The organism is Brevibacillus sp. IT-7CA2 (assembly GCF_949767855.1).
Taxonomy (GTDB): Bacteria; Bacillota; Bacilli; order Brevibacillales; family Brevibacillaceae; genus Brevibacillus.
Window position 1 is genome coordinate 85,100 of sequence record NZ_CATKQT010000008.1, and the last position, 13,176, is coordinate 98,275.

Sequence of the window (13,176 nt, forward strand, 5' to 3'; positions counted from 1 at the left end):
GAGGACAACAATCATGCTGATTGCAGAAAATGTACGGAAGGTATACCGAGTGAAAGAGAAAAAAGGCTGGTTTCTCCAGCGATGGACGGAGGTCGAGGCAGTCGCTGATCTGTCCTTTCGCATGGTACCCGGCAAAATCATTGGATTGTTAGGCATTAATGGCGCAGGGAAAACAACAACGATCAAGATGTGCTCCACACTACTCACCCCGACCAGCGGCACAATCACGGTAGACGGGTATGACGCGGTAAAGGACGATCGGTTCGTCAAAGCCAAGATCAACATGATCGCAGGGGGCGAGCACATGCTGTATTGGCGGCTGACAGGGCGGGAAAACCTGCAATATTTCGGCAGTCTGTACGGTTTGCAAGGGCAGGAACTGCGCAATCGGATCGATTCATTACTCTTGCAGGTTGGCCTGGATGAGGCCTCCAACACCCCTGTCGAGCGTTATTCCAAAGGCATGAAGCAACGACTGCAAATCGCCCGCGGCCTGATCAATGATCCGAGTTACCTGTTCCTTGACGAACCGACTCTCGGCTTGGACGCCCCCATTGCCCGGCAGCTTCGCAAGCATGTGAGTGAGCTCGCTTCTCAGCATGGAAAAGCCATTCTGTTGACCAGTCACTACATTCATGAGGTAGAAGAGCTTTGCGACGAGGTATACATCATCGATAAAGGAAGGCTCGTGGCGCATGATACACCGGAGCACCTGACCAAATCGCTCGACCTGGATACAGCCTTACAGGTAGTGATCCCCTCTCTTTCCGACTCGCTCGATTACGATCTGCGCCAGCTGGCTCAAGATTACGGCGGCTCGCGTGAAATCGCAGAAACAGACGAGCAGACCTGGGAAGTGACGTTACGAGGAAAAACGGACATGACGACTCCGCTGCTTTCCCTCTTGGCTGCTCACCAATCCCCTGTCTTGCGTCTCTCCACCCAACAGCCATCACTGGAGGACGTCATCCTGCACATGGCAGATCGGAGGGGGGCATGAAACAGCTAGGCTGCCTACTTTTAGCCGAAATCATTAAGGAGCATCGCCATTCGTTTCACAGCAAAATGATCTACTTCTCGCTCTTGGTCTGGCCTGTCATCAATTTCGTGACCGCGTATTATTCGTTTGCCCCGTTCCGGATGGGAGCTGATTCCCCTCTTGCCCGGTTCATCAGTTACGAGCAGTTGCCGCTGTTCCTGTTGACTGGCTATTTAGGGTATATCTTTTATTGGTGCCTAGTGCAGTCGTCATGGCAAATGAGCTTTGAACGACAAGCAGGAACCATGGAAATGATCTTCATCAGCCCGGTCAACCGACTCGCTTTTCTGTATGGGCGTTCGCTTTCCTCGCTGATCGAAGGGGTCTGGTTGTTCTTTTGCTTTGTCCTGTTAGCCTTGTTTTTTGTCGATGGTATTCAGCTGAGCGGCTGGTGGGCGCCCCCACTCGCCTTCCTCATTTTGCTGGTATCGGCCATCGTCTGGGGCGGCTTTCTCTGTGTGCTCTTTCTGTTTTCACGCGATTCGAGCTTTCTGTACACCGTCCTGGATGAGCCGATGCTGATCTTTTCCGGTGTCCGTCTGCCCCCGATGGCCTTTCCGGTTTGGGCCAAGGTCATTTCCTTTTGCTTTCCCCTGACCTACGCGCTTCAGTTGATTCGCGAGCTGCTGATGGAGGGAGCGTCGTTGCAAACAATGCTGGCGAGTATGGGACTTCTAGCCGCTGTTCTGCTGGTGCTCGTGACAGCGACCGTCGTGCTGTTGAAGCAAGCGGAGAAGCATATGAAAAAGACCGGGAACATGGTGATGTATTAGTTTGGCAAAGAATCGTTAAATAAAGAACGCCCTTTCCTGATTGGAAAAGGCGTTTTCTTATTCCTCTTACTCCACCGTCAACAGCTTCTCTACAAATCCCCCAATTTCTCGTTCCCGATCAATAAAATGAACCTCCAAGATCCAATCGCGCGGGTGTCCGTTATGATCCGGCTCACTCATTGGCTTGTGATTGTCAGGGTGAATATAGTTGACGATATCCTCCCCCTGAATTATTTCATGCGGGAATTCGCCGATGAGATGCCCTGCATGCGGCCCTCCGAACTCCCAGCCATATTGTTTAGCAAGCTCGCACATGTAAGTAAACAGCTCGCTACTCGTAATATCCGGCTTAGACAAAAAGTAAGCCTTGCCCTCATCCCACGCTTTTTCAATATCGTCGCGCAACTTTTGTTTTACCGGATCATTTCCAAGCACATACGTCCGCCCGAGATCGGCTTCCCAGTCCTCAAAAATGGGCCCAAAATCCAGAAAGACAATATCTTCGGGAGCGACAGTCAAGTTCGGTGGATTTTCTCGGTACGGAAACAGCGTGTTTCTTCCCGCTCGCACAATTCGCTTATGCCAATATTTTTTGATCCCGAACAATTGAAAGGCCAGCTCGTAAATCTCCTTGTTGATGTCTTTTTCCGTCACACCGCTGCGAATGATGCCCTTCTCTTCGATTGTGGCAAATAAAAACTCAGCTTTCGTCTCTGCTTCGCGCAGTGCCTGATGTCTCTTCTCCAATAATGGATTCATCATTTAATAGCCTCCTTTTCAGTTTACGGAAGAGCTAACGCATACTTCTCGCCCAACTCTCGCAATTTTGCGATAATGGTTTGCTCCACATGATCATCCAGGGTGATTTTTTCCTTCGCTAATGCAAGCAACGGTTCATACTCGCCAATCAATACGGAATGATGCGCTTTTTCAAACAGTGGCAAATCATTCATGTCATTGCCAAAGCAGATGAACGGCTCCCCTGCCACATCGAACCGATTCAGGGCAGCCCATTTATTCACTCCCCGATACGTGAGGTCGAGAATGCCTTCTGCCGAATGATAATGCAGCGTAACGTCGAGTTCCTTGATTCTCGTCATCAATTCTTCGTAACGGTCACACGATAAAATCAGGATTTTCAGCACAGCATTCAGTTGATCCACATCCACGCGGCTGGCTGTCCGATTGGGATCGATATAGCTCAAAAAGGGATGTGTCGACACACAATTATGTGCGTAATTCCACGAGTCATCGATGAAATACTGCCCGTGATAATCATCGAGAATGCTGATGATTTCATGTGCCAAACGATCCGGGATCGGCACGCAGCCCTGCAAGCTCCCTTGGTGATGAGTCATCGCCCCATTCGCACCAATGAGGAGATGGTTGGCAAACCGCTCATCGAGGACAGGCAGCATGTCACGACACGGTCTTGCGGAGGCGAAGCCTACGGTATGTCCCGCTTGTTCGAGTGCAAGCAGGCTATCCAAAATGTTTGTTGAGATCGGTTGACCTTTGAAGCAGATCGTCCCGTCCAGATCAAAAATGAACTTCATTTTTCCCACCCTTTCTAATCGCTGTCCTGTCCATCGTAATGGATAGCCGTCTGAGGCCAAAGGGACAGATCGTTCAAGATGAGTGGGACAGAAAGCTGATCTATTACTCGAACCAGGCACTAGATAACAAGCGAATTCCCTCAAGAATATCGTCGGGGGTCAATGCTCCGTATCCTAGCAATACCGTCGGATGCTCCCTTGTATCATGCAGCCAGTATCGGGCAGTTCCGTAAACTTTTACGCCCTTTTGATAGGCACGCTCCATGAGCTCCGCTTCCGTACGCTGACTTTTTACGGTCAAAAATACATGCAGCCCCGTATCCTTCCCTTCTATTTCCACACGTCCGTCCATGTAACGAGCGACCGCCCGAAGAAACACCTCTCGCTTTTCCACGTAGTCTTTTCGCATGTGCTGCAAGTGTCTATGCCAATAGCCATCGGACAAATACGCCGCTAGCGTCAACTGGTCCAAGCGGGAAACAGGCTGATCGTATTCAGGCATGCGCTGGTGAAAACGCGATAACAGCTCGTAAGGAAGGACGACGTAGCTGACGTTTACGAGCGGCAGCAATGCTTTGGAGAGCCGCCCAATGTAAACAACCTTTTGGGGAGACAGACTCTGGATCGAAGGGATGTAGCTCTCTTGATATTTGAACTCCCATTCGTAGTCATCCTCCACCAAATAAGAATGCGATAAGGATTGCGCCCACAGGGTCAATTGGTTTCTTTTCTCCAAAGGCATCGTCATTTTGTTGATGAATTGCTGCGAAGGACTCACGTACATGATGCTAGCCCCGCTTCTTTTCAGCTCTTCTATGGATACACCGTCTGCCTCCAAGGAAATGCCGTGTACGCGGTAGCCACCGTTGAGAAACGTATTTCTCGCACCGTCATAGCCCGGATTTTCTACGCCAATTACATGCTTCTCTCTGTCAAGAAGCTGGACGACAATCGACACCAACTGTTGCGGGGTGGCTCCAATAACGATCTGCTCCGGCGTGGCGAGGACTCCTCTCGATTCATGCAGCAATTTCGAGAGTTCCTTTCGCAATACGTATTCGCCTTGAGCCAGCCCCTCCACCATATACGTGCGCTGATGGTTGGAAATGAGCTTGTTGCGTAGCTTATTCCACGGATGAAAAGGGAATGCCCCCAGCTCGATGTTGCCGTAGCGAAAGTCATAGCGAATCGGCGGTATACGAGAATCTTCTCGTTCCGCTGCGTGCTGCCCGGAAGGAGGTCCTGCTTTGTACGTCACCTGATACCCTTTTTTCGGAATGCTGCTGATGTACCCTTCCGATACCAGTAGCTGATAGGCAACTTCCACCGTGTTTTTGCTGACAGAAAGCGATTGCGCACAGCTTCTGATCGAGGGTAGAAACTCTTCATACGTGATTTGGTTACGCAATATTTCGTCTTTGATAAAGTGATAGATTTGGATGAACAGTGGCTCTCCCTCTATAAAACGAATGGCAGATAGCTCTCGCAACGGACAGGAACCCCCTTCCTTTTTTGTTTTAGTCTACCACATATTGTATTAAGCCTGAGTGAACAAAAGGTCAGCTATCCGCCAGAAGGCTTTGTCTCTTGGCCCTACCGAACTGAAAGTAGTAGAAGACCATAAGACACACGTGCATCAGGGTCATCATCAAATAAATATTGCTGTAAATGAAGCCCAGCATCGAGAAGATTCCCATGCCTACTCCCGCCTGCTCCTTCGTCAACGTCCTCGAGATCACGTTCGCCATCGAGATTTGCATAAAAGACTGTCCCACGTTACCTAGTATCAAGAAGAGCGCAATGCCTATAACCGAGGCGCTTGTGAAAGTAGACAGCAAGCCAAAAAGGCTCTCCCCCGACTCATGCAGTCGAAGGAAAGCCCATTACTCGTTTACCCTGATTAAAACGCTCTTGAATATTGCTTCGGTGGCTGCAACTCATCCGCTGACAGTTCATGAATCGCATGCAGTGCCCAATAAGGGTCACGCAGCATGCCACGACCGACTGCTACCAAATCCGTATCGCCATTGCCAATCGATGCTTCCGCCACTTTTGGATCATCGAGGTTGCCGACTGCAATGACTGGTACATCCAGTGCCTGCTTAATTGCGCGTGCCAATGGTACTTGATAACCAGGATGAACACCTGGACGGCCTGCTGAACCAATCGGTCCTTCCCCGCCGCTGGATATATGGAAAATATCCACGCCCGCTTCCTTGTAACGGCGGCACAGCTCCGTGCTGTAATCAAGCCCATATCCACCATCCACGTACTCTACGGCAGAGACGCGCATGATCAGCGGCATGTCAGCTGGAATGACCTCTTTGATCGCCTGAATAATTTCCACGCCAAACAGCGCTTTATCACGCCCGTACTCATCGTCACGCTGATTTGTCAAAGGAGAGTGGAACTGGTGAACCAGGTATCCGTGCGCACCGTGGATTTCAATGGTGTCAAACCCGGTTTCCACCGCACGTCTCGCTGAGTCCTGGAACTTGACGACCATTTGCTTGACCTCTTCTGTCGTCAACGCCCGTGGCGTTTTGTAGCGCGCCCCTGGGAAAGCAATCGCGGACGACGATACAGGCACTTCTGCGTCTTCCGCTTTGCGACCCGCATGAGCAATCTGTATACCAATTTTGGCCCCATACTTATGAACCTCGGAGACGATCCGCGCATACGCCGGAATCTGCTCGTCAGACCACAAGCCCAAATCGCCGTTGGAAATTCTGCCATCCGGCTCGACATCGGTCATTTCCACGATGATCAGACCTGTTCCGCCTACTGCACGAGAAACGTAATGAACAAAATGCCAGTCGGTTGGTGTTCCATCGTGTGCATCCACAGAGTATTGGCACATCGGCGGCATGACAATCCGATTTTTCAAGCTAAGTCCTTTTAACTGAAACGGGGTAGACAACAACGCCATTTGCTCCACTCCTTACTTTTTTTAATTATCATGCCAAAAGTAAGCATCTTCTGCAATCCCAAGTTGCACTTTGTGAAAACGATATAATTCTTTGCCCGGCTGTTGTGGTGGGGAGGAAACAGGAGAAAACGCTCAGCTTCTTGTCCCACCCGCTGAGGGATTCACTGCCCGCCTCCATGCAAAAAGCGAAACCGCGTCCAAAGTAGTTCTTTCAGGATGTTTTTCAGAGGTGGACGCTTAAGATCGTGTTTCGCTTTTTGTATTCCGTCTCGGTCGGTGTACCAAAGATCTTCGCTTTTTTCTCCTGTTTCCTCTACGAGCTTTCCGTGTTTAAAACGGGTTTTTAAAGACTTAAAGATTGAAGAACATCATCGGTTACGACAGAGAAGAATATTTCCAGACGTAGCGACTTGTGGAGTTTTACCGAGCGGAGAAGGGATTCGCGGGCAAAAGAAACGCAACGTGCCCATACTACGAAGCGGCTACCACTTTTGCGTTTCCCCGCTAATCCCTTCGGAGCGGGCAGTCCACACTTCCCCGAGGGACGGAGCCTGGAGCCTAGACTAGAAATATTCTTCTCCCCACCACAGCCACATTTATAACACTAAAAAAGCTACCCGCATAACGGATAGCTTTCATAATAAACGTCTCGATTATTCTGGCATCGTGCCAATGTAATTGGATTGCGGGCGAATAATGCGGTTCTTGCCTGCTTGCTCCAGAATGTGCGCACTCCAACCGACCACACGGCTCACGGCAAATGTCGGTGTAAACAAATTGTCGTCCAAGCCCACCGCGCGCATGACAGCTGCGGCAAAAAACTCTACGTTTGTATTCAGCTTGCGCCCTGGTTTGTACTCTTCCAGCAGTTGCAAGCCTACTTTTTCTACGTGTGTCGCCAGATCGAACCACGGATCGTTGGACGACAGCTCGGATGCAACGACGCGCAGAGCAGTTGCACGCGGATCAATCGTTTTATAGACGCGATGCCCGAAGCCCATCAAGCGTCCGCCGCTCTCCAGCTTGTTGCGCAGCCACGGCTCTGCATTTTCCTTCGTGCCGATAGCCTCGATCATCTCCGTCACTTCAGATGGTGCTCCGCCGTGCAAAGGACCTTTCAGGGTTCCGATTGCCGCCGTAATGGAAGAAATCAGATCGGATTCGGTCGAGCTGACGACACGACCGGAGAATGTGGATGCATTCATGCCATGCTCCTGCGTCAAAATCAGGTACGCATCCAGTGCACGTACATGTGCCGCATTCGGCTTTTCGCCCTTGAGCATATACAGATAGTTCGCTGTATGATCCAGCTCCGGATTCGGTGCAAACGGCTCGCTGCCCTCCAGGCAAGCGAAGCGATACGCAACGATTGTCGGCATCTTGGCAGCCAGCGAAATCACCTCATCGATGGTTGGCGGGAAGCCGTGCGAGGAACTGCCCAGTGCCGAAACACCCGTACGCAGCACACTCATCATATCTACATCTGCCGGGATCAGCTTCAGGATTCCCTTTACGTGCTCCGGCAGCTCACGGTTTGCTTTGAGCTTATCTTTTAAATCAGTCAACTCCTGCTCGCTAGGCAAATGTCCGAACCAGAGCAGGTGTGCCACTTCCTCAAATGTGTGGTGGATAGCCAAATCACGCGCCCAATGACCGCGGTACACCAGCAGTCCATTAATCCCATCCACCAAACTAAGGTCTGTTTCTGCTACGGCGATACCATCCAAGCCGATAGCCAAAGGATGTTGTTTTGTCATCATCACCACTCCATTTTCGTCTCTTTTCTCTTCAGTATAATCGATTTATAATCGTGAAGGGAAATAAAAGAAAACCGGAGTTTTGATCACATTTTACAATCAGTTAGCAGGAGCTGGAACCGTCTTCTTTTTACGTCCGTATGTCAGGAAGCGCCACAGCTTTTCCATCGGCCCCTGATTAAAACGCTTCAGCCACAGCCAGCTTACGAGTAATTGAAACGCATAGATCGGCAGCGCGAGCAAAAACCAAGAAGAGAGCGGCATGGCCGTAATACCGAACAAAGGAATCAGAATGGTCATGATGACGGTCTGACCCAAATAAGTCGTTAATCCCATTTGTCCCGTGTGGGCAAATGGCTGGAGAATTTTCCTTGCTGGCTCACAATCCAGTAACAGAAACAAACTGGCTATCAAACACAGCGCCATAGGCAGCGTACTCAGATCAACCAATATTTTATTCACCTGTTCAAGCTTTGGACCAAAGCCGACACCGCTAGCCCAAACAATCCCTGCTGCGATCGGAAGACTGACTACAAGAGTAGTAGCAGCGATTCGTTTCAACAACGGCTTATGCTCGCGAATTTGAGCAATCAAACCGCGTTTGCCCGCATACAAACCAAACAAGAACATCACGAAGATCGGTATCAGTGTCGTCTGGAATGATGCTACAAACGGATAGACTTCTTGACCATTGAGCGTCTGTACGAGTGCCACACCTTGAGTGAGCATGTACACTCCTCCCAGACTGGCCACCCATGCTAGAATCGTAGAAGGTTTTCTTCGATAAAAAGGCATCAGTAAAAAGCCGAGAAGTGCATACACCGTCAAAATATCGCCAAACCAAATAATAATGTGAATGACTCCAATGAAAAACATCGCGATCAACCGTCTGCTAAAGAGACGAAATACTTTTTGTCCACGCTGTTCAGCCCGTGACATGAAAATATAAAAACCTAAGCCAAACAGAAACGAAAAGATCCCGAAAAATTTCGTCTGAATGAATAAATCATAGCTCAAGCGAAACCATGCATCGATCCCCGCCTCTATTGGCATAGGAACGTCTTCCGAATACATGATAAAGCCGGGCAAGTTCACCAGCAAAATCCCGAACAATGCCAATCCCCTTACAATATCAATAGAATAAATCCGATCCTTCTGTGCGATTGGTTCAGCCTGCATATTTGTCATTCCCCCCTGCTGTCTTCAAGCAGGGTTCAGTATAGGATACATATATTGGTCAAAACTATCGATTCACCTTACATCTACCTTACAGGCTTGTTATCTTTTATGTCCGTCCACCCGACTGAACAAGCGGCATCGGTGGATACAAGGACTGCAAGATATCCATAAAATGCTGCGCTGGCTCGCTAATCCCTGCCTTGGGTACCAGCAAATAAGAAGCGACCTTCGGCAAAACCAGGCCAGGTGTGGGCAGTTCAATAAAGCGGTTTTCAAACAAATCCCGATCGACAGCCGTCCGAGGCAAAAAGGAAACACCCAATCCATCCTCGATGAATCGCTTCGTAATGTCTACCTGCGAGACAGCCATCGTACGCAAGGAAAGCCCCCTCTGACGCAAAAGCAACAGCAACTCATCCCAGTAGCCCGGGTGATTGTGGGTCAGCAAACGGTTCGATTGGACCTCCTGCTCCCAATCAGGCAAGGGCGCCTCCATATCTCCGCCACTGTGAGGGACAGCAAAAACAACAGGATCTTCGTACAAAAGATAAGTAGACAACTGGAATTCTCCCGGCACCATCCGGGTTAAACCCAGATCAGCCTGTCCATTTTGAACCAGCGGGCCAATTTCCACGGAGTCGACAATTTTAATCGAGATATCTACATCGGGATAGAGCTTGGTGTAACGGTGCAGCAAATGGGAAAAACGAGCACGGGCAATAATCGGTGAAACAGCCAGTTGCAGCTTTTCCCGATAGCCCTGTCTCCAAGCCTGCAAATCCTCCATACTGTTATGCCACTGTTGAAGGAGTCCTTTTGCATGCGGCAAGTAGCGTTTGCCCGCAGCCGTTAACCGAACGCGTTTGCCAACCCGTTCAAACAGCTTGATCCCCAATTCCTTTTCCAATTGTCGTATATGCTGGCTGACAGTAGGCTGCGCAATGAACAACGCTTCTGCTGTCTGGTGAAAATTTTCTGTCGTGGCCGCCACCATAAACGTTTGCAGCACCCGAAAATCCACGTAATCTCCCCCCTGCTGTCGTGATTTCTTTGTTCTATCTGATTACAAAAGCAGGAAGAATGCAACCATTTGGGTCTTTCTTCCTCTTTTTTGAAGAAATTTACTGGAAATCGTTCCCCTTCACCCTCCTTATGGTACAATACAAAATCGAGTGCGCAAAATCATTACGCACATCGTGCTCACCAAAGAGAGAGAGCAAAAAGGGGAGAGAAAAGATGGAAACTGCAACAAACGTGAACCCACCGCGCAAAAGCAAGAAAAAAGTATGGTTGATCGCGGGGGCAGCGGCTGTCGTTGTGCTGGGTGGATTAGGAACCGCCTATGCCAAGTACGATTTGTTTAAGAGCGCAAAAACGATTTACCTGCAAGCGGAAGCAGAGAGCATGATGAAGTTTTCAAGCGACGCATCCAAAGCTTACGGGGAATACCAAGACTACATGAAGCCATACCTGGAAAAACCAGTTCACTCCACTACTGAGGTGAGTGAGATTGCCCTAGATGCAACGATCCCAGACCCGCAAGCACAAAAAATTCTCGACATGCTGGGCAAAGCGAAGCTCGTGATGCAAAGCAACATCGATGAACAGAAAAATCAACAATCAGGGAACCTGGAAGTTCACCTACAAGATAAAAAACTGGCTACTCTTGAGTACTTCATGAATGATTCCGTAATGGGCTTCAAGCTGCCGGAGTTTTACTCTAAATACGCTTATATGGACCTGAAAGATCGCGATGCCCTTAAGGAAAAAATGGGCGAGGAACTGCCGAAGCGCTTCGTAAGCTATAGCGATTTACATGAAGCGATCAATTTTAACCAAGATGAACTCAAAACAGTAATGACTCCGTATGCCATGCTGTATGCTGACAGCATCAAAGACAGCCAGGTAAGCATCAAGAAAGACGTTATCTTCTCTGAAGAAGGACTCAAGGCAGATGCACGTGAGATCACTATTACTTTTAACGACGCAGAAGGCGCGGCTCTGACGAAGCAAATTGCAGAGAAGGCAAAAGCAGACCAAAAGCTGTTTGACCTGATCTACAGCCGCTACCACAATGTGGCTACCCTGATGCTCGACAGCGGCTACCAAGTAGAAGAAATCAGCAAAGAAGAATTCAAGAAAAATTACGAGCAAGCCTTCAATGACATCATCAAGGATACAGAAGATACAGACGCCAAATCAACTGATCAATTGAGAATGGTCGTGCTCGTGGATAGCGATCATCAAATCTTGTCCCGCAAGCTCTTGTTCGATGACAAAGAGCAAAAAGATCAGTTGGTCTACAGCAGTGTTTCCTACGATAAAGGTGCAGAATCGTACTACCGTTACTCCCTGCACAACCTGTCTGATCAGAAAAATGGCGAAATGTCCTTCACGTACAGAGCGACAGAAGAAAAAGACAAGACAAAGGGCAAGTTCAGCATCCTGGCGAAAGAGACTGACCAGCCAATTCTGGACCTCTCGACTACTTTCGAGACAACCAAGCAAGACAAGAAAACAACTGGAAACTATGACTTTGCACTCGTAGTGGCAGACGAATACTCCTCCAACCCTGTTGCTCTGACCGGTAATGTTACCGTGAACGAGACGAAGACGGACAATGGTGTAGATTCTGACGGCACGGTAAAAGTGAACTTCTCGAACCCTACTCCAGATATGCCAAAAGGCTTTAGCTTCAAGCTGAAGTCCAAAGCAGAATTCGGCAAAGCTCTGGAAATTCCAGCTATGACTGCTGACAACTCCATCAATTTCGCTACAGTGACTGACCAACAAATGATGGAAGCTCAACAAGAAGTCATGCAAAACGCAGATAAATTCATGACTGAAAACGCTGAACTCGTACAACAGTTCATGATGCCTTAATTGTTTCGTGATAAGAAGAATCCGCTCATAATTGTTACTAGCAAGCTGGCATCGGTCCTAAACCGGTGTCAGCTTTTTTATTAAAACCACAATTCATTTCAATATTCCAATTACTTTAAAAAGGGGGACCTCCTGAGGGGAGGTCCTTTCTCAATGTCCATTCCTTTTACTGATAACCTTTGATCACAATATACACAATCGCTACATAAAATACGATTCGATCCACAGTCCGATACATAGACTTGGACACTCGAATGCCGAGCCATCCCACTCGCAACGGCCACAATAACTGAATGCGTCCTACCAGCATATCGCTGATCAGATGGGACAAAATCCCCCAAAGCGCTGCCATTGCGGCCGGAGAATCACCGAATAGCAGAAATGGAAGGAACAATATTACCCATGAGTGTGTCACTGTACGATGACCGAATCCTTTTTGCAGCATTTTGGATACAGGTCCCATCAAGTTTCCGAGCTTGCTATTTGCCTGATCGATATCAGGTACGAGTGCCATTGTCGCGCCAATGACGCTGCCCTTCCATGAAGGATAGGCGCAGTAGCCTGCGATGGCACCAAGTGCCATATGTGTTTTCCAATTCATTCGCCTTTCACACCGTCTTTCTAGGATAGTCTAATGAGCTTATGTACGGTTGGTGGAATGGCAAACCAATACCTTCATACATACGGATGCTACGTCTCCAACAAGGACATAAAGCTCTCCGGATCGAGTCCATCTCCTTCGATCACGATTGCCGTCATTCCGGTTTCACTGCCTGATTCGTGCCCTTCTCCTATGATCCAGAATGCCGCCTGACCACTCTGGATCGGGATACGCTCTGTACCTTCTCCACGTACCCAGCCCTCTCCGCTCACGACTAGAAAAAGCTGTGGGCAAGTTGCCGGATGATAACCGACAATCCCGCCTGGCTCCAAATGGATACACCCGATCGAAACCGCTTCGGGCGTGCGCATAACACGAGAAATCGTCGCATGGACGGAATTATAGCGGTCAATCGTTTTGCCTACTTGCTGATCAAATCGGAATCGTTTCACACTTTCC

Annotated in this window: 13 protein-coding genes; 3 read left to right on the plus strand and 10 right to left on the minus strand. The window is 49.0% G+C overall.

Translation table 11 applies throughout. The features are described from left to right. Positions 1–13 precede the first annotated feature (13 nt). Positions 14–1,000, plus strand: a complete 987-nt coding sequence (locus ACM6JA_RS05515) for an ABC transporter ATP-binding protein (RefSeq protein WP_414851504.1) — start codon at positions 14–16, stop codon at positions 998–1,000. After that, a complete protein-coding gene (locus tag ACM6JA_RS05520) occupies positions 997–1,812 on the plus strand; it encodes an ABC transporter permease (RefSeq protein ID WP_414851505.1) in 816 nt (271 codons plus the stop codon). Before ACM6JA_RS05515 ends, ACM6JA_RS05520 begins: the two co-directional genes overlap by 4 nt. Positions 1,813–1,878: 66 nt before the next feature. Here ACM6JA_RS05520 and ACM6JA_RS05525 read toward each other — a convergent pair whose 3' ends face one another. From ACM6JA_RS05525 to ACM6JA_RS05560, 8 genes are all read right to left on the minus strand, one after another. Next, positions 1,879–2,574 carry a M24 family metallopeptidase gene (locus ACM6JA_RS05525; RefSeq protein ID WP_414851506.1) on the minus strand — a complete coding sequence of 232 codons (696 nt, stop codon included), beginning with the start codon at positions 2,572–2,574 and terminating at the stop codon, positions 1,879–1,881. 20 nt (positions 2,575–2,594) lie between these two features. Next, positions 2,595–3,368 carry an HAD hydrolase family protein gene (locus ACM6JA_RS05530; RefSeq protein WP_414851508.1) on the minus strand — a complete coding sequence of 258 codons (774 nt, stop codon included), beginning with the start codon at positions 3,366–3,368 and terminating at the stop codon, positions 2,595–2,597. A 103-nt stretch (positions 3,369–3,471) separates the two neighbouring features. Next, the gene (locus ACM6JA_RS05535) at positions 3,472–4,857 is read right to left on the minus strand and encodes a PLP-dependent aminotransferase family protein (protein ID WP_414851509.1); all 1,386 of its coding nucleotides are present in this window, start codon (positions 4,855–4,857) and stop codon (positions 3,472–3,474) included. A 70-nt stretch (positions 4,858–4,927) separates the two neighbouring features. After that, positions 4,928–5,206, minus strand: coding sequence for a hypothetical protein (locus tag ACM6JA_RS05540; protein WP_414851510.1), 279 nt, complete (start codon positions 5,204–5,206; stop codon positions 4,928–4,930). A gap of 62 nt (positions 5,207–5,268) precedes the next feature. Beyond that, complete coding sequence (locus tag ACM6JA_RS05545; protein ID WP_414851511.1) at positions 5,269–6,297, minus strand: NADH:flavin oxidoreductase/NADH oxidase; 1,029 nt, start codon at positions 6,295–6,297, stop codon at positions 5,269–5,271. A gap of 653 nt (positions 6,298–6,950) precedes the next feature. Then, complete coding sequence (locus ACM6JA_RS05550) at positions 6,951–8,054, minus strand: citrate/2-methylcitrate synthase (protein ID WP_414851512.1); 1,104 nt, start codon at positions 8,052–8,054, stop codon at positions 6,951–6,953. Between the two features lie 99 nt (positions 8,055–8,153). Then, positions 8,154–9,242, minus strand: coding sequence for a DUF418 domain-containing protein (locus ACM6JA_RS05555; protein WP_414851513.1), 1,089 nt, complete (start codon positions 9,240–9,242; stop codon positions 8,154–8,156). Positions 9,243–9,339: 97 nt separating this feature from the next. After that, a complete protein-coding gene (locus ACM6JA_RS05560) occupies positions 9,340–10,254 on the minus strand; it encodes a LysR family transcriptional regulator (RefSeq protein ID WP_106652631.1) in 915 nt (304 codons plus the stop codon). 215 nt (positions 10,255–10,469) lie between these two features. Here ACM6JA_RS05560 and ACM6JA_RS05565 point away from each other — a divergent pair, with 215 nt between their 5' ends. Beyond that, complete coding sequence (locus ACM6JA_RS05565) at positions 10,470–12,116, plus strand: hypothetical protein (protein ID WP_414851515.1); 1,647 nt, start codon at positions 10,470–10,472, stop codon at positions 12,114–12,116. Positions 12,117–12,282: 166 nt separating this feature from the next. On the opposite strand, the gene ACM6JA_RS05570 is transcribed toward ACM6JA_RS05565, so the two are convergent. Together ACM6JA_RS05570 and ACM6JA_RS05575 are read right to left on the minus strand one after the other, a co-directional pair. Continuing rightward, complete coding sequence (locus ACM6JA_RS05570; protein WP_048036162.1) at positions 12,283–12,717, minus strand: metal-dependent hydrolase; 435 nt, start codon at positions 12,715–12,717, stop codon at positions 12,283–12,285. Between the two features lie 89 nt (positions 12,718–12,806). Continuing rightward, a complete protein-coding gene (locus ACM6JA_RS05575) occupies positions 12,807–13,169 on the minus strand; it encodes a cupin (RefSeq protein ID WP_414851517.1) in 363 nt (120 codons plus the stop codon). Positions 13,170–13,176: the final 7 nt, after the last annotated feature.

Excerpts from the sequence above, each read along its gene's own strand:
- ACM6JA_RS05525 (WP_414851506.1), bottom strand. The coding sequence starts at position 2,574 with ATGATGAATCCATTATTGGAGAAGAGACATCAGGCACTGCGCGAAGCA.
- ACM6JA_RS05550 (WP_414851512.1), bottom strand. The coding sequence starts at position 8,054 with ATGACAAAACAACATCCTTTGGCTATCGGCTTGGATGGTATCGCCGTA.
- ACM6JA_RS05520 (WP_414851505.1), top strand. The coding sequence starts at position 997 with ATGAAACAGCTAGGCTGCCTACTTTTAGCCGAAATCATTAAGGAGCAT.
- ACM6JA_RS05545 (WP_414851511.1), bottom strand. The coding sequence starts at position 6,297 with ATGGCGTTGTTGTCTACCCCGTTTCAGTTAAAAGGACTTAGCTTGAAA.
- ACM6JA_RS05515 (WP_414851504.1), top strand. The coding sequence starts at position 14 with ATGCTGATTGCAGAAAATGTACGGAAGGTATACCGAGTGAAAGAGAAA.
- ACM6JA_RS05530 (WP_414851508.1), bottom strand. The coding sequence starts at position 3,368 with ATGAAGTTCATTTTTGATCTGGACGGGACGATCTGCTTCAAAGGTCAA.
- ACM6JA_RS05565 (WP_414851515.1), top strand. The coding sequence starts at position 10,470 with ATGGAAACTGCAACAAACGTGAACCCACCGCGCAAAAGCAAGAAAAAA.
- ACM6JA_RS05555 (WP_414851513.1), bottom strand. The coding sequence starts at position 9,242 with ATGACAAATATGCAGGCTGAACCAATCGCACAGAAGGATCGGATTTAT.
- ACM6JA_RS05570 (WP_048036162.1), bottom strand. The coding sequence starts at position 12,717 with ATGAATTGGAAAACACATATGGCACTTGGTGCCATCGCAGGCTACTGC.